Source organism: Pseudoalteromonas galatheae, from assembly GCF_005886105.2.
Classification (GTDB): Bacteria; Pseudomonadota; Gammaproteobacteria; order Enterobacterales; family Alteromonadaceae; genus Pseudoalteromonas; species Pseudoalteromonas galatheae.
The window spans coordinates 47,888-72,122 of record NZ_PNCO02000002.1; the positions used below are offsets into that span (position 1 = coordinate 47,888).

The window sequence follows — 24,235 nt, forward strand, 5'->3', positions numbered from 1 at the left end:
GGGAGAGTTTCAGATGGGTGTATACTCAATTGGTCTTTGTATTTTACTGATGAGTTTCAGTGCGCTTGCCTATACGCTAAATATTGTCACTGAGAACTTTCCTGATTTCCAATACCTTAATGAAAAAGGAGAGTTGATTGGTCGCTCTGCGGATAAAGTTAGGGCCGTGCTTGATGGCGCTGGCGTGGATTACACCATCAACGTACTTTCATGGCCTGCAGCCTATAATGCCGCATTGAGAAAAGAAGATACCTGCGTATTTTCAACAGCCAGAAATACCATTCGCGAAAATGAGTTTAACTGGGTATTTCCAATTGATACTTTTTCTACATCTTTTTATGCGCTACGTGAAAGCAAAATCAAGTTGAATAAATTAGAGGACGCGCAAGTTTATCGAACTGCAGTGATCCGGGATAATTTTAGCCACCAGTTTTTAATGGAACATGGTTTTCAAGAGGGAAGGCAGCTGATCCTGATTAACTCCTTTGACAAGGTTTTTGAACTACTCAAAGCGCGAAAAGACTTTGTTGACTTGGTGATACTAAGTGATGCTCAGTTTCGATTTCGAAGTGCAAAAGAGCAAACGGCTCAATTACTTGAGCCGGTATATACCTTAGATAAGTTTAATACGTCACTTTACTTAGCTTGTAATAAAAATGTTCCCAAACACATCCTTGAGAAACTTCAGGAAACCTACAACGCGCTTTATTCAGCCAAATAAGCTTGAGGAAAACGGATTATTTTTTTATCTCTGGCCACTGAAAGCCGTGAAATGTATCTAGATACAGTTGCTCCACTTTGGTTCTTGCCCAAGGTGTGCGGCGCAAAAACTTGAGACTAGATTTAACGCTTGGATTATCTTTGAAGCAGTTGATATCTACGGCGGCTGCCATTTCTTTCCAGCCTAGCTGCTGTTCAAGTTTTACAATAATTTCTTCTAACTTGATACCGTGAAGGGGGTTATTTGCTTGGGTTGTCATCTTCTACTTCTATATAACTTGAGATATTACACCTAGTTTACCCTAATTTTATTTGAAATTTCAGGTCTAATTGGCGTACCAGATGCGTCAGCTTTTACCCACATAAGTTTACTGTTATCTTCGTTGTATTTTTTTGTGGCACAGACAAACAGCATATCAAACTGTAACAACAGTGCGCCTTCGCTATATGATTTACCTTCATACCAGCACACTTCCTTTGGTATTTCTGTATACAACCTTAAATCAGCGGGCGTTGCAGCCAAAATCGGCAGTGAGATCAAATTAACAGCGATTAAACAAATTAAAAACTTCATCAAATTTAGTTTTTTGAACTAGAGTGTTAAATGACTATAGAAGAATAAGGAAAAATGACAATGGCTTTAGACCAAAAATTATTGGATGAATTGACCTTACTAGCTAGATTTCCAAGACATAGTTTGCATCAGGGAATAAAAATTCATAGCAGTGCGCCAGAAGGTGTGCAAGGTGCGGCGGTGCGGCTATTTGAAAAAGGGGTCATTGACAGTCCTGACGGGGGATATTTGACTGATCTGGGTCATGACCTTATTGGTCACTTTGACCATGTCTATAGCGCACTGAAATAACAAACATTCGTTTAATTGAAAGAATGATATGCTCAGCATATCACTCTTTTTAATAGCCTTATTGTGCGTCTAATTGATTTTCAGGCGCAGCATCAGAAAACGCGCTTAGCGTATTGCAATATTCATATACTCGGGCGATCTTAGGAAATGCAGTCATATCCACTTTAAAACGCAGCGCATTAAATACTTGTGGCACCAAACAAACGTCGGCTAGTGTAGGCTCTGTACCAAAGCAAAATTGACCGTCGCCTATCATAGGCTCTAGCTTTTTAAAGCCCTCGATAACCCAGTGACGATACCATTCGTTTTTCTGGTCGTCAGATGCGCCTAGCTCGTTTGATAAGTATTTAAGTACACGTAAATTATCAATAGGGTGGATATCACAAGCGATGGCATAGCAAAAATTTCTTACCTGCGCTTTTTGCCATGGGTCTTGTGGTAACAAAGCTTGGCCGCTTTGCGTTTCTTCCAACCACTCCAGTATTGCTAAAGACTGTGCAAGAACGCCATGCTCAGTTTCTAGTGCTGGAAGCAACCCTTGACCATTTTTACTTAAATATGCCTCGCCGTTTTGCTCCGATTTAAGCAAGTTTACAGGGACTAACTCGTGGTCTAATCCTTTAAGATTTAAAGCAATACGCACTCGATAGGCCGCAGATGAGCGAAAATAAGTATAGAGTTTCAACATAATCTTTATGCTCCTTTAAAGTACTTTTTAATGCCTTTCCAGCAATCAGCATAGTTAGGCTGACGCGCTTTGCCTTCTAAAGCATACTTAGTTGGAGAGATAATGTAACGTGACTCAAACATAAACGCGAGCGTGTTTTCATAACGCTGCGGTGCAAGTTCTGCATTGCTTGCTTTTTCAAAGACATCCGCTTCTGGTCCATGTGGAGACATACAGTTATGCAGGCTCATGCCACCAGGTACAAAGCCATGCTCTTTGGCGTCGTAGACTCCTTCGATCAACCCCATAAACTCACTCATGATATTCCGGTGATAATAAGGAGGGCGGAAGGTATTTTCTGCCACCATCCAGCGCGGTGGGAAGATCACAAAGTCTACATTGGCAACACCTGGTGTGCCTGATGGAGAAGTAAGCACAGTAAAGATTGACGGATCTGGGTGATCAAAGCTTACGGTGTTCATTACGTTAAATCGTGCTAAATCATATTTGTATGGGGCGCTATTACCTGTCCACGCTACTACATCAAGAGGTGAGTGGCCAATGTCACAGCGGAATAAATTACCGTTGAACTTAGCAACCAGTTCAAAGTCGCCTTCTATGTCTTCAAAGGCAGCCACTGGGTATTGGAAATCACGCTCGTTTGTATAACCATTTGCGCCAACGGGGCCTCGTTCCGGCAGGATGTAGGGATTGCCATAGTTTTCACAAATATAACCGCGCACTGCATCGCTGAGTAACTCAACTCTAAACTTGATCCCACGAGGGATAACGGCAATCTCACCTGGTTTAATCGCGAGTTTTCCGCACTCTGTATGTAAAATGAGTTCACCTTGCTGTGGGACGAATAATAATTCACCATCCGCATTATAAAAGTAACGTCCCTCCATTGATGCGTTAGCAACGTAAACATGAATGCCTATCCCGCTTTGTCCGTTGGCACTGCCGTTAGCAGCCATCGTTACTAAGCCATTGATAAAGTCTGTTTTTTCTTGTGGTACCTCGATAGGGTTCCAGCGCAACATAGAAGGGGGGGTAATGGCTTCAGTTATTGGTGCTGTACGCAGTAAACCATTATCAATGGCCTCGTATTCCCCTTGTAAAACAGAAGGGCGAATACGGTAAAACCAATTTCTACGATTATCAGCACGAGGTGCTGTAAATGCTGTAGTGTTATATTGCTCTGCATAAAGGTCGTATTTTACTTTTTGCGGTGAAAATTGACCTATAGGTAAAGCGCCCGGCAATGCTTCACTTTCAAACTCATTACCAAACCCAGTTAAATATTGAAGTTCTTGGCTCATGTGTCTCGACTCCTTAATGTTTTATAGTAAGATACTCTCATGTGAGAGTATTTTCAATGTTTGTCAGCTAGTCGCCCTGTAAAGCTATAGTGACAGTTGGGAGTGTGGAATAATGTCTAAAAATGATGAAAAGCTTCTGAATATAAACGAATTTTTGCCGTATCAGCTCGTTTCACTGTCAACAAAAGTGAGCAGTGACTTTGCGCACGTCTATGAACAAAAGGGAGAATTAACTCAGCCACAATGGCGGGTGTTATCTCACGCAATACAGAAGGAGGGGAGCACCGCTAAGCACATTTGTGAACTGGCAAATATGGACAAATCGACAGTTTCGAGAGCGATCAAACAGTTACAAGACAGAAAGTTGATAGAGATGTTAGTAAGTTCAAGTGATAAACGTGCAAAAACTATTGCGGTGACAGAGCAAGGAAGAGTGCTTTATCAAACGTTAACGCCGTTTGCATTGGCTTGGGAAGCTGAGCTACTTAGTTGTTTTAGCGATGAGCAGAAAGAGAAATTTATTGAACTGTTAGCGGTGCTTCAAAATAGACTAGTAAACAGTCATACAAGTAATGCTGATTAACGAAAAAAGGCCAACAATCGTTGGCCTTTGGGAGATTATCTAATTACGTGTTAGATATTAGAATGTGTAACGAATACCAATTTTAGCTTGCCATGCTGACGCGCCTTTATCGATAGTCGAGTAGTTACGAACATCTGCACCGTTGTAGCGTGGCTCGATGATTAGCTTGCCATCGTCATCTAGGCCACCGAAGTCATAAACAGCTTGGTCAGAGTAACTTAATTTCTTCTCTACACCCCAGTCACTATTTAGTAGGTTAGCGAAGTTTTCGATCATAAAGTAAAGTTCACCTTTATGGTCTTTATAGAAACCTGGGATTTCTTGTTTAAAGCTAACATCCATGGTGGTAACCCAAGGCTGAGTTCCCGTATTGCGGTCTAGTAGTTGTCCACGCTCAGTAATGCCAGCACGATTAAGTAAGGCTTCTAGCTGGTTCCATGATAAATCTGACTGTTCCCAGTTTACATTGGCATCATCAGGACCAGACGGAATGTACGCTAGGTATGCTGATGTACGTGCGAAGTCACGAGTATCGCCAAAATCGTAGTCGTTGTATGAGCCCATAGTGTAGCTAAATGGACGGCCAGATCGACGTTCAAAGAACACATTAAACTTAGACGCATAACCGTCAAAGAATTCAGTAGTGTAGCGCAAGTTAATCTTGAAGCTATGTTCTACTTCGTAGTGACCACGACCTACTAAGTCAACATTACGGCTGTGCGTAGTTGCGTGTTTGTAGTTACCATCTGCTTGAGAAGCGCTACCAGGTGATACATCTTCAACATCTTGATTCGTGTAACTTGCAGAAACGTAAAGGCCGTTATCCCACTCTTTAGCAATTGCGGTGCTTAAAATAATAGAACGTGCGTCTTCATCTGCATTGGTCATCATAATGTCATAGTTATCTCTAAGCTCACCAGAGTACTTGTTGTCATAGATGATTCGACCAGTTGCAGAGCGCACGATATTACCGTTTTCATCAAGCTTTGGCGTGATAGAAGTGTTATGCCATACCGCTTCGTCTTGCTTGTTGTGGTAAGCAAGTTCAGCAGTCCACTTGAAGCCATCACCTAATAGTTCAGAATCAAAATCATATTCAAAACCAACCTGTGCACGAATGCTCGATGGTAGCTCGAAGTTAGGATCCGTATAAGCTGTGCTGCCAGCACCTTGTTGTAGAGAATCTTGAATTGGCTGTGGTACACGAGTGAAGTCAACTTGTTCAACACCAGCGAAATAATCGTTGATAGCGTCCTGGTTTGCGCTAACCTGCGTTAACCCGTCTTTTTGGAATGGGTTGTTAAACCAAACATTTGGGATACCGCCATGGAAACGACCAACACCACCATTAATGGTAAGTGATTCAGTTGCATAATACTTGAAGCCGATACGTGGTAAAATGATATCAGCACCATCCAAGTTTTCCTGGTTCGTATAACCATAAGTTTCTTGGAATGCGGTATTTAACGTTGGCTTATCGCTTGAAGATAAGCGTTCGTAACGAACACCCGCTGTCATTTCAAGATCATCAGTCACATAGAACTTATCTTCAATATAAAGCGCAAGTTGCTCACGCGTGGCATCATAAGCTAAGTCATTGACATCGTTAGTATAAGCATTGGTATAAGAGAATTTGTAGTCATCATACTTGTTTAGGAATAGCTTTTTGTTTTCAAAATCTTGTATGCTACCAAACGTCCAGCTACCTCTTGAGTCTTCACCGAACAAGTTGTAAAGACGCTTGCTCTCGTATTGACCACCAAAATTAATCTCATGGTCGCCCATTAAGTAAGTTGCATCAAGTGTAAACGCAAAAGTTTCAGTTTCAGATTCATTGACATGGCGGTATACATCGCGACCGAATTGGAAGCCTGCGCCACGGTCGCCATTCAAGTACACCTTAATGGTGCCTAAATCTGAGTTTGTTACGCTGTCATTAGTTACATTTTTGTAGGCAAGACCAATTTCTGTCGAGAAATCATCAGACCAATCTGAATACAATTTAGCGGCAAAATTATCGAACTTGGTTGTGTAGGTATAACGACTTGACGCCATTGATACTGTTTCGCCACCTGTTGCGAAGCCTCTTGCATCTTCTTCATCTTGCCATTGGTAAGTAAAGTCTGCACGGTGAAGATCTGAAATGTTCCAGCTAAGCTTAATTAACACGCTATCGCTGGTGTCTTCTGGATTACCACCAAATCCATCTTCGATACCATATACGCTGTTTAATGTAGTAATGAATTTATTGTAGTCATTTTCACTCACATCAAATTCATGCGCTGTACCCGAACCATCAAAACCGTAGTCCATGTCCATCTCTTGTTTCCAAGAGTTGTAGTTAACAAAGTAAAATAACTTGTCTTTGATAATCGCGCCACCGGTGCTAAAGCCCAAACGCTTTTCGGTAACGATAGGATCTGTGCTTGCCACCTCGAAAGTCTTATGACCATCTTGATCAAGAATATTTGAACCCGCACGGTGAATTACTTTACCGTCAGCATCTTTTACATCTTCTTTGTATTTAGCTTCAGAAATGTTATCAAGCTTACCTGCTAGACTTGGTGTGCTGGTTTCGTAGAAGCCAGTGAAAGTATATTCATTAGAGCCAGACTTAGTAACAGCATTGATTGTGCCACCACCAAAGTTACCTTTTTTAGCAGAAAAAGGTGAGGTATCAACTGAGATCTGTTCAATTGCATCAAGTGCTACAGGTGGTTGCGCCGTTGGGTAACCACCAAAGTTTAGACCAAAATCATCATTTTGACCGATACCGTCAACGGTTAAACCGTTGGTTCTTGGGTTATTACCCGCAATCGTTAGTTCGCCATTACCATTGATACTGGCTAGTGGGTTTAAGCGTGCAATATCTTTGATATCATTATTGAAGCTAGGCACGTTTTCAATGGTATCTGCACCAAATACACTGCTTGAGCCACCAGCTTGTTGCACTAGCTTATATCCAGTGACTTCGATTTTTTCTATTTGTTGTAATGGCTGAAGCTGGTTATTTAGGCGGTGAGTATCACCAAGCTCTAGATAAATATTGTCAAGTTGTGTATCTGAATACTTGTTGGAATCCAAGATTACGCGATAAGGACCACCTACACGGAGGCCTTTTGCGATAAACGTACCTGACTCGTTGGTTAGAAAAGTACTTGTTGTTCCAGTTGGTTCGTGAATAACTGTAACTTTAACGTTTGCAGCGGCTTCACCTGTTGGCGTTGTAATTTTACCACGCATTGCAGATGACGTGTCAGCAGCATAAGCACTCGCTGATACGCCAAGTGCAAGAGCTAGTGCGCCAGCTACTTTAGTTAAGCGAACGTTTTTCATTGTTTCATTTCCCGTGTAAGTAGATTATGAGAGTTAGATTTTTAGATGTGATTAAACGACACCTAATACTACAATTCTCTAACTATGTTGATTAATTTATAAAGCAAAACCATCTGCTGGTTTACGACGTAGTACGGCTAGCTTCTAAAGAAGGTAGCCGTGTCGTAAAAGTGATAAATTCAATCTGAACTTATCATTTAGAAGTTATATTTAACACCAAAACGGATTTCATATAACGATGGCTTAATTTCAAAGTCAGTGCCTGAAGGGTTATTGAACTTCTCAAACACATATTGACCATTGTCATTGATAGATGCTGTCACTGCGTTTTGCATTGACGTACCACGTTCTAATGTGCCCCAGTCATCGTTAAGTAGATTGCCAACATTCTTTATTACGAAGAATGCAGAACCTTTATGTCCATCAGCAAAGCCGCCAAACTCTTGTTCAACTTTTAAGTCGAAAGTAACAAACCATTCGCCGTCTTGAGAGTTTCGGTCTTGAATTTGACCTCGTGATAGACCTTCACGACCAATCCATGAGTCAAATGCAGCTTTATCAAACTCTTCACCATAGACTACACGCTGGTCGCCTTCAGAAGGTACGTATAGCAAATCGCGCTTTTCATCAGCATAACCGAACATACCTGTGTTATTAAACGTGTACGAGTAAGGGTTTGTCATACTTGCTTGACCGAATAGGCTAAAGCGAGTTTCTAAGCCATCAAATAGCTCAGTTTTATACGATAGAGACATTGTTGCACGATGTGGTACTTCGTAATCTGAAGTCGCGACTTCTGGGTTTTGCGGATCCGCAGTTGCTATTCTGTGATAGTTCGAAAACGCGACAGAGCTACCCATTGGATGCACATCTTTTGCAACTGTGTATGCGTAAGAAAGCGCTAAATCTATACCGTTATCAAATGATTTGTTCATGCCGAAAGATAGAACATGACTATAACCATCATCACCCGACACATTGGTTAGCATTAAGTCTGATTCGCGAGAATGAAGTTTATCATTGTAAATTGGGCGGCCATCGGGTGCAGTTTCATCAGATGCTAATGTGATATTCTTGATAACCGCTGAATCTTGTTTATCTGTGTATAAGTAGTCAACACTGAATACATAATCAGATTCAGTAACATAAGTTGCACCCAGTGAAAGCTTCCATTCAGAAGGAATTTCAAAATCAGGGTCAGTTACGTTAGTGCTATCGTCAGCTCCACCCGCAGAGACAGTATCGTATAATTCCTTAGGAATATCGAAACCAGCTTTACCGTCGCCAACGAACGCAACTGCATTTGGGCCTAGCAACTGAAGGTTTTTCTTGTCTGTTTGGATGTTACGAATACCATCGTTTGAGTAGCTGTTTGAGATCCATACATTTGGGTTACCACCAGAGTAAAGGCCTATACCGCCACGCAATTCTAGCTGGTCATTGTAAGTCCAATTAACACCTAAACGCGGTTGTAATAGGTCAACGCCATCCAGATTCTGTTGGTTTGAAAAGCCAAAACGCTGTTCAAAATTAGGATTATATGCTGGCACGTCATCGCTTGTATACCAGTCGTAACGAACGCCTGCCGTGATGGTCATATCGTAATCGATAAAGTCGAACTTATCTTGGAAGTACAACGTATTTAGTGCGTACTTAAATTCACCAGCTGCATCTTCAGGGTTATGTGATGAAGCATTGCCATAGTAAACGCGCGCAATACCATTACTGAGATCTTCAATGCTGCTAAAGCGATATTCACCTTCGTTGTGTTGCACGAACATATTGAATACATCGAGTTCTTCACGCTCATATCCGAAATAAAGCTCATGCTCATCAAGGTAATAGGTACCTGCAAGTTTCAGAGAAAGGTTATCGTACTTTAATTTGTTTGCTTGACGAGAATCATCCGGACCTAAGTAAACAGTGACATCATCGACATTTACTTGAAACTCACCAAAACCAGATGCTTTATCTAGCGATAATTGACGGTTATCAAGCTCTGAATAACCAATACGGACTTCGGTCGAAAACACATCGCTCCAATCTGAATAGATTGAAGTAACAAAGGAGTTGAGCTCTGCGCCACGTTCATAGAAATGGTTTGATAAAGATAGCCTATCAGAACCAGAATCAGATTGAGACAAAGAAAAGCCATCGTTATAGTTATATACGAAGCTTGCACGATGATCGTCGTTGATGTTCCAGTCTAGTTTTACCAGTAGCTTTTCATCTTCTACAGGCAAACTTGGGATCATACCGCCGGCATCATAACCGTATTTTTCTTGCGTTATAGCGGTGATACGGTCGATGCTGGCCTGACTGATTTTTCCATTTGCGAACGGTGTATATTCGAAGATCTCTGATCCTTCTAACTTTTCATAGCTTGTAAATAGGAACAGTGAGTCTTTAATCAGCGGTAGGCCGACGTTAAAACCGTAACGTTTCTCGTCATAATCGCCAATATTTTGTTTTTGGCCATCAATTTTATCACCAGATAGCGAATCACTGGTATAGTCAAAAAATAGACCACCCGTTAATGTGTTCGTACCTGACTTTGTTACGGCATTGATGTTACACGAAGTAAAGCCTCCGTATTGAACATCGAATGGCGCAAGTTCTACAGCGACTTGATCAATAGAATCAAAAGAAAAAGGCATACGCTCAGTTGGGTAACCATTGCTATTCAAGCCAAAGTTATCGTTCATTCGCATACCATCAACAGTTAAACTGTTGAACCTAGGATTACCTCCTGCACATAAAATAGCGCCTGAACTGCTCTCATCTACGTAGATTCTAGGGTCAGTACGTACAATATCTTTCAAATCACGATTAATCGCAGGCTTATTTTGTAATTCAGCCAGAGAAAAGTGAGATGCGGGACCTGTTCCGCCAGATTGTGCAGTTAAAGGACGTCCAGTCACCACTATTTGCTCAATGTCTTGTAGTGATTGCAGTTGAACTGAAACAGGGTAGGTTTTACCTAAAGATAGATAAACATCATCAACTCTAGTATCTTCAAATTTATCAGAGTCAATAATAATTTGATAAGGACCACCAACGCGAAGGCCTTTTGCAGAGAATACACCGCTTTCATTTACTGTGGCTGTTTTTACGGAGCCCGAAGGGGTATGAATAATTGTTATTTTTGTACCAGTAGCTGGATTACCCATAGGGCCTACGACTTGACCTTTTAAGCTAGAAGCTGTGTCGTTTGCGTGAGCAAAGCCGCTTGCAGCTAAACTTGCTGCAATAGCAAGAGACAGTGCTGTTTTGCGTAAAAGAGTATTCATTATGTTGTTTCCCGTATATTTCAGAACTTACTAAAGTTATTTTATAATCGCAGTGTTAGAAGTCTTTTTTAATGCTTCTTTTAATGGCTGCGATTCCTTATCAAAAATTTGATTTAATAAACCAGCTAATCTAATTCCGCCTTGTTGCAGTCTAAATTTAACTGTTGGCATATATTTATAAATGTAACCGTAACTTATTTCAGTTTCATTGCTGTTATAAACTTTTTCGGCAATATTATTTGACTCAAGCAACCAGTCGGCTGGTGAGCTGTCTAAGTATTCAGCAATTATTTCATTATTTTTGATTTGAATAAAACGTGTAAATTCTGTAAATGAAAGATTTTCATTTTCGATTAATTTGGTGTCCCAGGTACTGTGTAGGTTTGAGTCACTACCAAAAAACTTTACTTTAATCATGTTTCCGCCGCGATCCTTGCCTCTGCCGGCATGGAAAGGTTGGTGACTATCGCCGACAAGGTGGACAAGGAAGCGCAATGCAAAACGTTTTTCGTCTATGGATTTGGAGTCGGATTGGAGAGTGTTAATAGAGTAATAAATGCCATCTAGAATATTTTTTACTTTTTCTTTATCGTCTAGATTTGAATGGACATGTTGGTGCATGTTTTTAGGGTCTTCGATATTGATGTAATGCCATTTCGAAGATTGTTTGCGCCAAAACGTGCTTGGATCCGACCGCATTTCATCTGCCCAAGTAGATATCTCCGCTAGTGAGTCACCTTCTAATAAGGGTTGAATAGCAACACGCGTCTGCTCGGTTAAGTGTGCTTCAGCTAGCTCACCGATAATTCTGTGGCCATTTTGGCCCCATGCGTACGCATTTGACGCAGTGAACGTCATTCCTACCGCAAAAAGTAATGACAAGCTTTTACGTAACATTTGTATCTCTTGTAGAAAAGGGAACAATCTTCCCAACCAAAAAGTGAGGCCAATTGTCCGCATTTTTCAACAAAATAAAAGGACTCAATAAGATTCATAATTTCCTGTCAATAAAGTAATAAATTCAATTATTTATAGGTTATTAGTAAAATTACCTATTGCAATGAGTAAAGAAAATTGATCTAATAGAAGTCAAGAAAGGGTAGGTTATTCCAATTAGTGATACATAGTAACATTTTGACTGGTAAATCAACAATTGTATCTTTGTTGTTTATAAGCGCATTATTGTGCTGGGTTTTAGGGGCTCGATTAATATCGGCAAAGCCCCTCATTCTTGATCCTGTTGTTCAGTACTCAAATACCTGCAAAACACGTTCAGTGTCTAATATCAATACTTTGAAAATACATGTTCCGATTAAGAGTCTTGCGTTAGATGTATTAGTTCGAGCCTGTGAGGATGAGGTTGTGACCAGACAGTATGGACAAGTGAAAGTGTATTGGGGAGGGAGCTTAGCTGAACAAATTGAATTCTTAGCAAAGGGGATAGCCGATCTTATTTTAACGAAAGATAATATCATGTCGGCTCTGATGGCTGAATCAACGCATAGTTATAAGCCTGTCATAGGGTATCCGGCCTATTCTGCCTTTTTCATTTCAAACACAGAAAAACCCCGACTATCTAAATCTTATTTCTTAGATAAAAAAATAGGTTTGCTTGACTATCCTACAAGCCGCTCTGGTCATATATTGCCCAAAAGTGCGTTTAAAGAATTAGATATAGATATTAATGCGCTCGATATTACCTATTTGAGCTCGCATCAAGCACTCCGCGATCGTTTAGCGGCTGGCGAAGTCGATATTATTGCATCTTACTGGTCCGAAGAAGATGATAAACGTTTCTCTAAGAATTACATAACGCCAATTGCAAATAATGTCAGTGGAAGTAAATGGTATTTAAAAATGAGCAACAATAACACTGATTTGGCTTGTGCAATGCAAGGAGTTATTAACCAAGTAGCGCAATTAAGAACATCTAGTTACTTTGATAAGGTAGATAGATACTGGCAATGTGAAGCCTTACCTTATGGCTTTGTTGGAGAAGAAGATGGACATTAGCCAGCGTAATATATCCATTTTTATTGCTTTGGCATTATTGTTTAGCGGCATTTTTTACATTTCTCAAAGCATAGAAACTAAGCGTGTTTTGAAGCAACAAAAAGAAGCGGTTGCACTTCGTGTTGCTATTGATATGAATCGTTTACCTGTTGCGGATCCTTTTTTACATTATGCCGGCAATGAAACAGAGTTAAGAGAATATATAAACTCTCTAAATCTTGCTTTGGAAGCACAAGGTGCCCGTTTAACTGTTCTCGACATTAATACGTCCGGAGCAGGGCAGGGAGAAAAAAGCGAGTTACTCACTTTATCTGCACCACATAGAAACTTCTATGTGGCGGTTGTAGTAGATGACACCAAACCAAAATCTACCTATATTTTTCCTCTGATTATGGCACTTATCGGCGTCGCGGTATTTAACTGGGTGAGTAGAAAGGCTACTGAATCGAGAGTAAATTTAAACACTACACTAGAAAATTTACCTGAATTTAAGCTCGTTATTGATTTGTATTCAAAAACAGTGACGACGAATAGAGATAAACTAGTAAGCGTCCAGCTTGCTAATAAGCCATTATGCTTCTATTTGGCACTTGTTGAATTTTGTGATGCAAATCCCGATACTGTTCTCAATCAAAATAAAGAAATGCCAAATGAATTATTGGAACTCGCTGATAAATACTTTTACCGTTTGGTTGAGCTTGGTCATACTATTAGAAAAAGACCTAATTTTACCAATAGCCTCGAGAAAACACTAAGTGAAATCAGAGCTGCGCTTGATGAGGTACTAGAAGCATTTCCAGAGAAAAAGGTGCTTTTCTACCCCCCTAAAGCACACGGAGAGGGCTCACGTTCTAAGCTGCATAGTTATGGACTGAGTGGAGTGAAAAAATCAGATATTGAGATTATTGGTAAATAAGATAGATTGCTGTAGGCGGTGCGTTACACCGCTCTACAGGGTTGCCTTTTTATAAATCTACAGCCTTTATTGGGCTGTTCTTTTGGAAGTAATCTTTTAAGACCTGTGCATCAGTAAGGTCTGTCGCAGTGTATTCTGGAAGGTGATTAATCTTTGGATAACCGTCACCACCAGATGCGTTATAGCTATTCACACTCATACGATAGGTTTTACTGTCAGTCAATGGTTTGCCCGCTATGCGCACATTGGTTACTTTATTGTTCTTAATGTCAAACGTGATATGGTGGAACTGTAAGTAAGCACCAGAGTCAGGTGGGAACTTAGCGACAATATCTAAATAGTCAATAAGGTCGCTGGCCTTCCAATCTATGTACGTAATACGATTTTTAAAAGGGTGAACTTTCAGTACATCTTTGTAACTCACATCACCTTGCTCAATACTATCTCGGATCCCGCCACCGCTAATAATGCCAAAATCTGCTTCAACAGCTGCCATTTGCGCGTTAATGATTAAATCAGCTAGATTGCTTTGCTTAAATCTAACTGTACTGCGACGCCCATCTAAGAAACTATCAACGTATCCCACAGCGCCAGCAATTTGTGCTTGTCCTTTTTCTTGAAACGGCTTTAAGAAAGCAAGCATTTGCGGATCTTCTTGAATAGTTGCGCCAATAACTGCTCCGGATTTGTCTTTTAAGTTTACTGGGATCAAGTTGTAGCTGATCAAGGTTTTGGTATCACCATCAAGCCTAAAAACGGCTTTGCCTACATACTTACCCCACTCATGTGCTTGCATAATCCAAACACCATTTTGCTTATCCGGCTTACATGTTTTACCAGGAGCAAATGCAATATCCGCGTTACCATTGTCATCTACACAGACCGGCTCTTGAGAGTGTCCACCGACTATCAAATCAAGCATACCAGTCGGAAGTTGGCGTGCGAGCGTTACATCACCAGGTGCATTGATCCCATGATTAGCACCGTGATAGTGACCCATGTGTGTCACAGCTATCATCACATCTGGCTGATATTTGGCTTTGATTTTAGGGACCCAGTTTTCTGTGGCTGCTAAAGGTTCAATAAAAGTCAAACCATGAACATGTTTTGGATTGGCAATTTTGACGGTATCAGTTGTGGTAAGTCCAAGTACGGCAATGGTCAATCCTGCACGTTCAATAATCGTGTAAGGCTCGTATGCAGGCATTTGATTTGTATTATCAAGAATATTTGCTGATAGTACAGGGAAGCTTGCCCACTCAATTTGTTTGGCTAGTACATCTCGTGTGTTGTCAAATTCATGGTTACCAATCGCCATGGCATCATAACCCAGCCTGCTCATTCCTCTAAAATCAGGTTCAGCAAATAGTAAATCAGATTCTGGTACACCCGTGTTTATATCGCCTCCAGAAAGCAATATGACGGCATGACCTGCTCTCTCGGCATCGCTTTTTAATTGGTCAATTAAGGTTTTTCTGGCAGCCATGCCATATTCACCTTTTTCATTTTGCCAAAAACGACCATGATTATCGTTAGTGTGTAATACGGTTAAGTATTCTGCTTGTTGCGACTGCTTTGGGGAGGAAAAATGGCACGCCGATAATAGCACAGCCGTGGAAAGAATAAGTAAGTTGCGCATAATTTAGAAGCTATTTGATAAATTATGCGCGTATTCTAGAACATTAGAATTATTTTAATAGTGCTAACACTCAAAATTACTATATTTTTTGGCGTTTTGTGCAACTGCAGATACCCTTCTGTCTAGTTCAAACTTTGCAAACTCACATTTTGCATGACCTGTTTCTATCATCCAGTTTAAAAAGCTCGCTGGCAGAGTTGAGTATGGTTCTCCTGCATGAAGTCCAAAATCGCAGATATCATTATCCTGTTTCATCTATGTGCCCCTGTTGTTCTTTTAACCATCGCCATGCTAACAAACTGAGTCAAGTAGAAAAGAACAATTAGATAAAACAAATGGTGTTTTTATAGTTTTTAGTTATATAAGTGTTAAAATTAATGTGATCCACTGAAGAATAATAAAGATACAACCCACAAGGTAGAGGCGAAAACGTGTTCTGAGGTGATTGCTACCGATATGAACATAAGTATGTGCAATACGGCTAATTACAAACAGTAGAGCGAAAGTACTGAACCACAAGGTAACGAGTTTCATCGCGAGTGCGGTAAGAGAAACAACAAAAAACAATACGGGAATTTCGAATTGATTAGTAAAGTTTCTGGATGCCAATATGACTTCTTCTGGCCCATTGTCCAGCGCCATGGTTTTGAATTGGTCAAACTGGATCTGTTTTTCTCGCACTGCTTTAAAGCGGCGTTTACCCATAATCACCATGATGGTTAAGGTTAACAGAGTTTGTAAAAATAACGCGGCAAGTAATAGATAAATAGATATTTGCATGATCCCTCCAATTTACGATGTGTTACAAAACAAAAAATTTCTATATTGCAAAAGCTTAGTTGAATGACGATGATAGTCTGGTCTTAAAAAGTAATTATCACAAGAATGGATTGTTTTATGAAAAAGCTATTCGCGATCAGTACGCTTACCTTAGCAGTTTTGACTGGATGTAGCACAACATCATCGCTTAATAATTCTGGCAGCGTTCAGAGCCTCCTTTCAGAGCAGCTTGTCGTGAGTCCAAATGATGATAGACAATATCAAACGCTAACTTTGGAAAATGGTATTGATGTTATCTTGGTATCAGATCCGTCGGTATCAAAGTCTGCGGCAGCGCTGAGCGTTGGCGTAGGTCTACTTCATGACCCGATGTCCCAACAAGGAATGGCACACTATCTTGAACATATGCTATTCCTTGGTACAGAAAAATATCCAGACAGTAAAGGTTATTCTGAGTTTATGACCAAAAACGGTGGGGCGCATAATGCATACACTTGGCTGGATATTACTAACTATATGTTCAAAGTGAACAACGATGCCTATGACGAGGCGTTAGACAGATTCTCCGACTTTTTTAAATCTCCAAAGCTTTACCCTGAATACACAGAAAAAGAAAAAAACGCAGTCAACGCAGAGTGGTCCATGCGTCGTGAAATGGACTTTTTTGGTCAATTTAAGCTCGCACGAAACATGATGGGTGACCATCCCGCTAATCGTTTTCTTATCGGCAACCTAGAAACGTTAGGAGATAAAGAAGACAGTAAACTGCATCAAGAGACCGTTGCTTTTTATGATAAGTACTACTCTGCGAATATCATGAAGTTAGCCATGATTTCTAACGAGCCGATTGAGCAGATGGAGGCCAAAGCGAAAAAGCACTTCACGACAATTAAGAATAAAAACATCGAGAAGCCAGAGGTTAAACAATCGCTTAACTTCGATAACGTTGGACAAAAGCTGGTCCATTATAAACCGAATGAAGATGTTAAGACCTTACAGCTTGATTTTACTATCAAAAACAACGCAAGTGCGTTTGCGGTTAAGCCAAATTATTTCATTACTTATCTTCTAAGTAATGAAATGGCCGGAAGCCCAGCTCAAGTACTAAAAGATAAAGGTTTAATTTCATCGTTAAGTGCCTTCGCGACACCAAACAGCTACGGTAACTACGGCACATTACAGATTGATATTCAGTTAACCGATGAAGGCTTAAAGCAACGTGAGTTAATTACAGGTACGGTACTGGATTATATCGATATGATCCGTGATAAAGGAGTCGACAGCCGTTACTTTAAGGAAATTCAAACATCGCTAAATAATCAATTTAGGTTTTTAGAAAAGGGCGATGAGTTTGGTTACGTCAGTAACCTTGCAGGTAGCATGCAGCAGTACCCAATGAACCATGCTATTAATGCGAGCTACTACTATGCACAGTTTGATGCTAACGCTGTCAAGGCAGTCTTGGAACAACTAACACCCGAGCAAATGCGAGTATGGTATATCAGTAAAGATGAACCTACTAATGCAAAACTACACTTCTATGATGGTGAATATCAGATTGTAGATTTAAAGCGTAGTGATTTTGATAAATGGAAAGAAGAGGCAAATTTCGATTTGGCACTTCCTAGTGTAAATACCTTGCTACCTGAAAACTTCGCACTAAAAACATCGGCAGACGATGCGAAAAAGGGCGTTCAGAAGGTGATTGACGCTGATGGCGTAACAGTTTGGCATGCTGCGAGTGAGCGTTTCTATCAACAGCCTAAGGGTAGTCTGAAAATTTACGTCAATAATCCAAGTGCATTGAAAGACATCAAAACCGAGGTTGCGCTGTCGGTTTGGGCAGACTTATACCGTTTGGATAAAGCAAAGCTAATGACGGAAGCCAGCATTGCGGGTATGCATCTTGGACTGACTCCCGCAAATGGGGTTATGCTAGATATTTCAGGCTTTACTGATAAGCAAGCTTTATTGTTAAAGGATGCACTCTCAGGTATTCGTGTAGAAACGAATAAACGAGCATTTGACCAAGCCATTGATCGTTACGTACGTGGCATTAAAAATCAAGAGAAAGAATTCCCATTCAGACAAGCTTTCGGTGTTTATCAAAAACTTATCCGTTCAGGAAGTTATGATGATTCTGCGTTGATATCAGCAGCTAAGTCTTTGACTCTTGCTGATCTAGATAAAGTGCAAAATCAAACTCTAACGAATAATCAAATTCGTGTTTTTGCTTATGGCAACTACGATAAAGCGGATTTACAAACGGTAAAAGAGACGCTTGATAATGCACTGCCCAAACGCCAAAAAGTGACTGAGTATGCACGTGCTAAATATTGGCAACCAGAGCAAAATCAGACACTCGTATGGCAGCAAGACATTGATGTTGCAGATGTCGCTGTAATCGATTTTGCAGTGCACCCAATTAAAGGCTATGCGCAAAAGGCGGCGGCGATGGTGCTTCAAGGGCACTTAAGAACGGCGGCATTTGAACGTCTGAGAACTGAAGAGCAGCTGGCGTATGCAGTTGGTGCAACGAGCGTCGCTATTGACGAGTATTCAGCGCTAGGCTTTTATATTCAGACACCGGTAAAAGATGCTAAGAGTATGCAAGCTCGCTTTGACGCGTATAAAGATGAATACGCTAAAGATTTAGCAGCGCTAGATAAGACGACTTTCGAGCAGTTAAAAAATGCAGTGCTAGTCTCATTAACTGAAGAGCCAAAAAATCTTTCTGAAGAGCTACAACCGTTAATGGGCGATTGGTTCAAAGAAAATATGGCATTTGACTCTGAAGCTAAGCTAGTTGCTGCAGTTGAAGCGGTCACATTAGAAGATATTAAAGCGTACTATCAGCAAACTGTAATGAACCCCGATGCTGCTAGACTCAATATTCAATTACGTGGCGCTAAGTTCCAAGCCGAGCCATTTGCAGATTTACCGAAGCAAACTAAGCTAAACTCAGTTGAACAAATGTACAAAAACGTCAAATACCAACAGTAGCCTGTTGATATTTCAATAGTAATCAAAAGCTGGGCTAATTCGTTTCCCAGCTTTTTTATTCGCTTGTGTAAATGCTAAAGTAACAATGGAAGTTTATTTAGATATTTTCGGAGACTAGATGAAGATTGCGACAGGAGAAAGGGTATTTTTAAGAAAGGCAAATTTAAATGATGCGGGATTTTTACTTAGGCTTTTGAATCAAAAAAGCTTTATCGATAATATCAGGGATAAAGGTATAAAAACGCAACAACAAGCTGAGGAGCATATCGAGCAAGCTTATCTTATTCCCTATCAAATTGGCACACCTGCAGCTTACATCGTGGTAGAAGCAAGCAGCAATACGAGTATTGGCGTGTGTGGCCTGTATCAAAGACCCTTTTTTAATATTCCGGACCTAGGTTATGCGTTTTTAGATGATTTTACTGGCAAGGGTTATGCTTCCGAGGCCGCCAGATTGCTAATGGAATATGTTAGATCAGAAGAGAGCCACCCGAAGCTGAGCGCTATCACATTAGAGAGTAATACAGCTAGCATGAATCTGCTCAGTAAGGCAGGATTTAGGCCTGTTGGCAAAATAATAATTGATGACGATTTTACACCCGTAGTCGTATTTAGGTGCCAATTATAATTGCTGACTTATTTGTGTCGTTAGTTGAGAAAAATTTCTCTGATGTGCCGCCACCAGTGCGCTAAAGCCATCCTGCTCAAGAGCTGTTGCAAATTGGAATGGCTGCACTTGAGTTAGCTGATAGCTCCCTTCTTTGTACTGATAAAGATACCAAGTCCCACTCATTACAGCGCCTTTTTCAAAGTGTCCCGCAAACTCATTAATTTCTACAACTAGGCGTTGATGCTCTTGCGTATTACGATAAAACTTATCGCTTTTCATTACAGTGGTCTTGTTGGTGGCATTTAATGAATTGACTAAGTTCCATGTCAACATATCGGAAGGTGGCTGAGCCCAAAAGTGAAAGTTAGCGATATTTACTTTGTTCTCTGGTTGATATTGCACTAATGCTTGTTGATCGAACAATTCAATTAACTGAACTTTATCAATCAAAAGTATCTGATTAAGCTCAGCGTTTTGTTTGTTTTCTATACTTTGAGCTTCTAACTGATAATAGTTGACGGGCTGCGAAGGGTTGGTAATACAGCCCGTTAAAAATAATAGCACCAGAAAAGTCACTAACCCCGATTTCATTTATTCTTCCTCGGTAGCGGATCCGCGCCACTTTCTTTATTAAAAATAAGCATATTCGGTTGTTCATTCAGCCCTTTGGAAATAGGTTTTAAGCGATTGGACAGACTTTCAAGTTCTTCGAGGGTATTACTGAGCTGATCCATAACACCCGAGCCTTTTTGGTACTGTGTCATGGTTTGCTCAAACTGCTTTAGGCTTGAGGTGAGCTGGCTAAGCGTATCTTTTAAGCTTGTTAAATTACTGCCAACTTTGTCTGTTAATTTATTATTATTGATAGACTCTACGAGTTGATTCATTTCCATTGCTAGTAACCTGTGTTGCTGAAGGGCACCCTCTAACTCCTTAACAGTTGTTTCAAGAGGTAACCCATTTAACTTGTTCAATAAGCTCGTGACTTGTTCAGAAAGTGCCGTAATACCGCTTGGAACACTCGGTAATACGGGATAAATAGTTGCTTTGTCTGAACTAACTACTTCCGCATTTGGATAGAAGTCTAATTCTATATATACAGCACCTGTTAACAAATTGCCACTTTTTAGTGATGCTCTAAGGCCACTGCTAATCCATTTGTCTATATTTTCTGACCAATATGCTTGTGCAAGCTGTGCGTCCTCATAGATGCGGCCATACTCAATTTTAACCAATACAGGTACGGAGGTGTTGTTTTGCTGAAAGTATAAGGGCCGATCGTCACTAACACCGGTTGCTGGTACTTGTTCTATGGTGCCAATACGCATACCTCGGTACTCAACTGGTGCACCAGCTCGAAGACCCCGAATTGATTGCTCAAACTCAATAAGGTAATAATCAAAATGGTCAAATCGCTGTTCTAAAGCCATCGAAAAGTTTTTGTGTAGAGCGTAGGTTTTATTTTCGAGCGCTACTGTGCCGCTCGGCATAGTTGGTGGATAGTCAACAGAAATCCCACCCTTGATCATTTTTGCCAGTGATCCTGTCGAAACTTCAACGCCCTCTGTTGATAGCTTAAAATCAATACCGGAACTCACCCAGAAAATAGCATTATCTGTGATGAGCGTATCGTACGGCGAATAGATAAAAATACCGTACTCCATTTTCAAGCTTTCAACACTAAAATGCGCTGACTCAACTTGACCCACTTTATAATTGCGGAAAAAAATACTGGATCCAACGTCTAAAACTTCAGCATCAGAAGCCACAAGTTGATAACGTTTTCCGTGTACCTCTGAGCCAATTAATGCAGGCTCATCCATTAAGGTGAAGATGCTCGAGCGTGTTTTTGCTTCACCAGGAGAAAGCTCTATATATACGCCAGAGAGTAACGTATTCATGCCTGAGATGCCGGATTCGTCAATTCGAGGTTTTACTACCCAAAACGAAGAGTCTTCAGCCAATAAATCACGATAGGGCTGCAAAATCCTAACTTTTGCAACCACAGCGTTTTGTGTTAATTCAAGCTTTAACGACTCCACTAACCCGACTTTAACGCTTTTTACTCTCACTTCAGTTTTGCCGGCAATAATGCCATCTGCATCAGTCATTTTTATAAAAATAGTGTGGCCTTTATTTGCCTGATGTTGATATAACATCCAGCCTGTGATGAGCAACGCGATAATTGGAATAATCCATATCACTGAAAACTTTGGTTTGTCTTCTATATCAGCTTGAGTAGTCATTGATTATTTTTATCCCACAATAATCTTGGATCAAAACTATTAACGGCAGCGATTTGGCAAAGCACCATCAAAGTAAAAAACACGATACCAATTTCTGGTTCTACATTTAGCACCGTACCAAGTTGCACCAGAGACACTAAAATAATCACTACAAACACATCAATCATGGACCAGCGGCCAATGAATTCGAGTAAGCGGTACACTTTTGTTGCTGTGATTGGGTCTTTGGGTTTTTTAACTCTTACTAGTAAGTAACTCAATAGTAACGCTTTTGCGATAGGAATACATATACTTGCGAGAAAAATAAGTGTTGCGACGGGGTAAGAACCGGCTTCCCAAAGCACTTGAACGCCTGAGAAAATAGTCGCAGGCGTATGAAGCCCAAGACTAATGGTATCCATGATGGGTAGAAAATTAGCTGGCACAAGTAGCACGACGCTGGTGAGCATCCAAGCTAAGCTTTTTTGCGTAGATTGAGACTTTCGGTATTTTAGTTTGGCGTAGCAGCGCTGACACTTTTCACCTTCACCCAAAAAGCCACAAACCTTGCAACGTTTTAGCGTGGAAGATAAATTGTTCGGTTCCACTAAGTGACGATTACATTGAGTCTGATTACGCCACATATACTCGTGATCAAAAAGTGAGAGGGCTTCAATAAAACACAAAACGAATAAAATATAAGCCCAAAATCCAAGGCCCATCTCCAATTCAGCGAAAGACATTAATTTAAAAGCGCTCACGAGCACGGCTACTAAAAATATATCGGTGAGATTAAGCGGTTTTAGTGCTGAGAGTAATTTTGCTAAATGCCTAGCATTGTGCGCATTGATGATTTGCCAATACTCGGTGTGTGCAAGTAGTAGCAACGAGCATACGGCAACAGGCATAACTAAAATAGTGAAGGCAAATAATCCAGCGAGAAAATAGCTGTAATGTTCAGCTAACAATATGAGCGCTTGCCAGAGGCTCACAACTTGAGTGATACCGTGTTGCGTGTAGGAAATAAAGTCTGGAAATAAGCTTGCGAATAAGAATAATAACGCAGAAAAGCTGAAGGCTTGTACTAATTGGTTTTGGCGTCCTTGTACATGGCATAAGACGCATCGACAGTTTGGGCACACCGCACGCTTTTGGGACTCGATAGAGTCTATTTCAACAAGCGTATCGCATTCAGGGCAAGCTGTAATCACACAAAAATCCGTTGATTTCCTTTTATGCTAGTTTGCTTGATGCGCCCAAATTTATCAATGTTAATCAAATACTGCGACGGTTTGGCGACTTAGGGCGAGCAGCTTTCCATCTTGCGACCAAATTTTTGCATCTTCAATACCATAACCATTTTGGCTATGGTGAGTAACGGCTTCAAAGCCCAGCCAAGACTCTGAGTCGAGTGAAATATCACACAAAAACTCTATGTACCAAGACATACTGCTGGCGGGGCTTGGCGCTTTACACATCTGAAGTAATGTTGGCGGCCATGAATCAGCAAGAGCCAGTGTATGTAGTTCATTTACCGATGTAGTTTGTGCTTTAAATCGCATCCAGCCACCTAGGTTTGAAGATGGTGCACCGGAAAATGGCAAAGCGCCTTGCTGAGCATTGAGCGAGACATGCTGGAAAAATGCAGGCATCACACCTTCTTGGTATGGAAGAACTGCCTTTGGATTAACAGCTGAAAGAGTAGGGTTATCGACATTTGTAACTTGGATAGCGGATTCTCTATCCTTGCCAAAACAACCGATAGCAATAAGACAAACTTTGCCTGACTGGATCAGCTGCGTCTGCATTTGCGTGGCATTTTTTCCGCTACGCAGAATGGTAGTTGCAACTGTAAATGGTGTGCCTTCTAGCAGCGGCCCTACAAAGTTTACACTCACAGAGAGCAATCTACGAGGCTCTGTCAGTTGATGCTTCATGCTTTGCACCGCGATTGCAGCAGACAGTCCGCCAAACGCAGTACGGCCTTGACACCAACTTGCAGGAAACGTCATTTGTGTTTGCGCTTGCTGTAAATGCTCCGACTGAATAATTTCATCAAACGTCATGTTGTCATTTCTCATTCTTTATTATGTTGCACTTAGCATAACTGGTCTAACCAGGTAATCAAGCGTCAAATACATCGTATTTTCTTCTTCACTTGTTTCAAAATAAGCAATTAAGGGTGCTTTTTTGACCGAAACGTTCGAAAAGCAAAAAAATTTCAATTTTTTTCATTTTTTTTTAGTTGTGACGCTTGAATTACAAA

General features: G+C 40.7%; 21 protein-coding genes. 7 read left to right on the forward strand and 14 right to left on the reverse strand.

Annotated features, from left to right (window positions below; all coding sequences use genetic code 11):
• Positions 1 to 13: 13 nt before the first annotated feature.
• The gene (locus CWC29_RS18355; protein ID WP_128726651.1) at positions 14 to 721 is read left to right on the forward strand and encodes a transporter substrate-binding domain-containing protein; all 708 of its coding nucleotides are present in this window, start codon (positions 14 to 16) and stop codon (positions 719 to 721) included.
• Positions 722 to 737: 16 nt separating this feature from the next.
• Here CWC29_RS18355 and CWC29_RS18360 read toward each other — a convergent pair whose 3' ends face one another.
• Positions 738 to 980 (reverse strand): VF530 family protein, encoded by a 243-nt coding sequence (locus CWC29_RS18360; protein ID WP_128726650.1) that lies wholly within the window; start codon positions 978 to 980, stop codon positions 738 to 740.
• Positions 981 to 1,012: 32 nt separating this feature from the next.
• Positions 1,013 to 1,294 (reverse strand): DUF1496 domain-containing protein, encoded by a 282-nt coding sequence (locus CWC29_RS18365; protein ID WP_128726649.1) that lies wholly within the window; start codon positions 1,292 to 1,294, stop codon positions 1,013 to 1,015.
• Positions 1,295 to 1,354: 60 nt separating this feature from the next.
• Between CWC29_RS18365 and CWC29_RS18370 the strand changes: the two genes are divergently transcribed.
• Positions 1,355 to 1,585: a TIGR02647 family protein gene (locus tag CWC29_RS18370; protein ID WP_128726648.1), complete on the forward strand. Its 231-nt coding sequence runs from the start codon at positions 1,355 to 1,357 to the stop codon at positions 1,583 to 1,585.
• Positions 1,586 to 1,643: 58 nt separating this feature from the next.
• Here the strand turns inward: CWC29_RS18370 and maiA are convergent, their stop codons facing one another.
• Positions 1,644 to 2,270: a maleylacetoacetate isomerase gene (gene maiA, locus CWC29_RS18375; RefSeq protein WP_193554566.1), complete on the reverse strand. Its 627-nt coding sequence runs from the start codon at positions 2,268 to 2,270 to the stop codon at positions 1,644 to 1,646.
• Between the two features lie 8 nt (positions 2,271 to 2,278).
• Entirely contained in the window at positions 2,279 to 3,574 is a 1,296-nt protein-coding gene (gene hmgA, locus CWC29_RS18380) for a homogentisate 1,2-dioxygenase (RefSeq protein ID WP_138521365.1), read from the reverse strand.
• A 112-nt stretch (positions 3,575 to 3,686) separates the two neighbouring features.
• Here hmgA and CWC29_RS18385 point away from each other — a divergent pair, with 112 nt between their 5' ends.
• The gene (locus tag CWC29_RS18385) at positions 3,687 to 4,157 is read left to right on the forward strand and encodes a MarR family winged helix-turn-helix transcriptional regulator (protein WP_128726645.1); all 471 of its coding nucleotides are present in this window, start codon (positions 3,687 to 3,689) and stop codon (positions 4,155 to 4,157) included.
• Between the two features lie 57 nt (positions 4,158 to 4,214).
• Here CWC29_RS18385 and CWC29_RS18390 read toward each other — a convergent pair whose 3' ends face one another.
• The 3 genes from CWC29_RS18390 to CWC29_RS18400 form a co-directional block, all read right to left on the reverse strand.
• Positions 4,215 to 7,493: a TonB-dependent receptor gene (locus CWC29_RS18390; protein WP_138521364.1), complete on the reverse strand. Its 3,279-nt coding sequence runs from the start codon at positions 7,491 to 7,493 to the stop codon at positions 4,215 to 4,217.
• 197 nt (positions 7,494 to 7,690) lie between these two features.
• The gene (locus tag CWC29_RS18395) at positions 7,691 to 10,783 is read right to left on the reverse strand and encodes a TonB-dependent receptor (protein ID WP_138521362.1); all 3,093 of its coding nucleotides are present in this window, start codon (positions 10,781 to 10,783) and stop codon (positions 7,691 to 7,693) included.
• 36 nt (positions 10,784 to 10,819) lie between these two features.
• Complete coding sequence (locus CWC29_RS18400) at positions 10,820 to 11,680, reverse strand: S1/P1 nuclease (protein ID WP_138521360.1); 861 nt, start codon at positions 11,678 to 11,680, stop codon at positions 10,820 to 10,822.
• A 237-nt stretch (positions 11,681 to 11,917) separates the two neighbouring features.
• Between CWC29_RS18400 and CWC29_RS18405 the strand changes: the two genes are divergently transcribed.
• Positions 11,918 to 12,796 carry a PhnD/SsuA/transferrin family substrate-binding protein gene (locus CWC29_RS18405; RefSeq protein ID WP_209319183.1) on the forward strand — a complete coding sequence of 293 codons (879 nt, stop codon included), beginning with the start codon at positions 11,918 to 11,920 and terminating at the stop codon, positions 12,794 to 12,796.
• Positions 12,786 to 13,712 (forward strand): hypothetical protein, encoded by a 927-nt coding sequence (locus CWC29_RS18410; RefSeq protein ID WP_138521358.1) that lies wholly within the window; start codon positions 12,786 to 12,788, stop codon positions 13,710 to 13,712. Before CWC29_RS18405 ends, CWC29_RS18410 begins: the two co-directional genes overlap by 11 nt.
• Positions 13,713 to 13,761: 49 nt before the next feature.
• Here CWC29_RS18410 and ushA read toward each other — a convergent pair whose 3' ends face one another.
• From ushA to CWC29_RS18425, 3 genes are all read right to left on the reverse strand, one after another.
• A complete protein-coding gene (ushA, locus tag CWC29_RS18415) occupies positions 13,762 to 15,351 on the reverse strand; it encodes a bifunctional UDP-sugar hydrolase/5'-nucleotidase UshA (RefSeq protein WP_138521356.1) in 1,590 nt (529 codons plus the stop codon).
• A 63-nt stretch (positions 15,352 to 15,414) separates the two neighbouring features.
• Entirely contained in the window at positions 15,415 to 15,606 is a 192-nt protein-coding gene (locus CWC29_RS18420) for a hypothetical protein (protein WP_138521354.1), read from the reverse strand.
• A gap of 102 nt (positions 15,607 to 15,708) precedes the next feature.
• Complete coding sequence (locus CWC29_RS18425) at positions 15,709 to 16,131, reverse strand: MAPEG family protein (RefSeq protein WP_128726638.1); 423 nt, start codon at positions 16,129 to 16,131, stop codon at positions 15,709 to 15,711.
• Positions 16,132 to 16,248: 117 nt separating this feature from the next.
• Here CWC29_RS18425 and CWC29_RS18430 point away from each other — a divergent pair, with 117 nt between their 5' ends.
• Together CWC29_RS18430 and CWC29_RS18435 are read left to right on the forward strand one after the other, a co-directional pair.
• Positions 16,249 to 19,134 carry an insulinase family protein gene (locus CWC29_RS18430; protein WP_138521352.1) on the forward strand — a complete coding sequence of 962 codons (2,886 nt, stop codon included), beginning with the start codon at positions 16,249 to 16,251 and terminating at the stop codon, positions 19,132 to 19,134.
• 118 nt (positions 19,135 to 19,252) lie between these two features.
• On the forward strand, positions 19,253 to 19,762 hold the full coding sequence (locus tag CWC29_RS18435) for a GNAT family N-acetyltransferase (protein ID WP_128726636.1): 510 nt from the start codon (positions 19,253 to 19,255) through the stop codon (positions 19,760 to 19,762).
• Here CWC29_RS18435 and CWC29_RS18440 read toward each other — a convergent pair.
• The 4 genes from CWC29_RS18440 to CWC29_RS18455 are packed head-to-tail and all read right to left on the reverse strand — an operon-like array spanning position 19,757 to position 24,035.
• On the reverse strand, positions 19,757 to 20,335 hold the full coding sequence (locus CWC29_RS18440; RefSeq protein ID WP_128726635.1) for a PqiC family protein: 579 nt from the start codon (positions 20,333 to 20,335) through the stop codon (positions 19,757 to 19,759). The two genes, CWC29_RS18435 and CWC29_RS18440, sit on opposite strands and share 6 nt — an antisense overlap.
• Positions 20,332 to 21,990, reverse strand: coding sequence for an intermembrane transport protein PqiB (gene pqiB / locus CWC29_RS18445; protein ID WP_128726634.1), 1,659 nt, complete (start codon positions 21,988 to 21,990; stop codon positions 20,332 to 20,334). The genes CWC29_RS18440 and pqiB overlap by 4 nt, the downstream gene beginning before the upstream one ends.
• Entirely contained in the window at positions 21,987 to 23,180 is a 1,194-nt protein-coding gene (locus tag CWC29_RS18450) for a PqiA/YebS family transporter subunit (RefSeq protein ID WP_128726633.1), read from the reverse strand. Before CWC29_RS18450 ends, pqiB begins: the two co-directional genes overlap by 4 nt.
• A gap of 60 nt (positions 23,181 to 23,240) precedes the next feature.
• Positions 23,241 to 24,035, reverse strand: coding sequence for a thioesterase family protein (locus CWC29_RS18455; protein WP_128726632.1), 795 nt, complete (start codon positions 24,033 to 24,035; stop codon positions 23,241 to 23,243).
• Between the last annotated feature and the right edge of the window lie 200 nt (positions 24,036 to 24,235).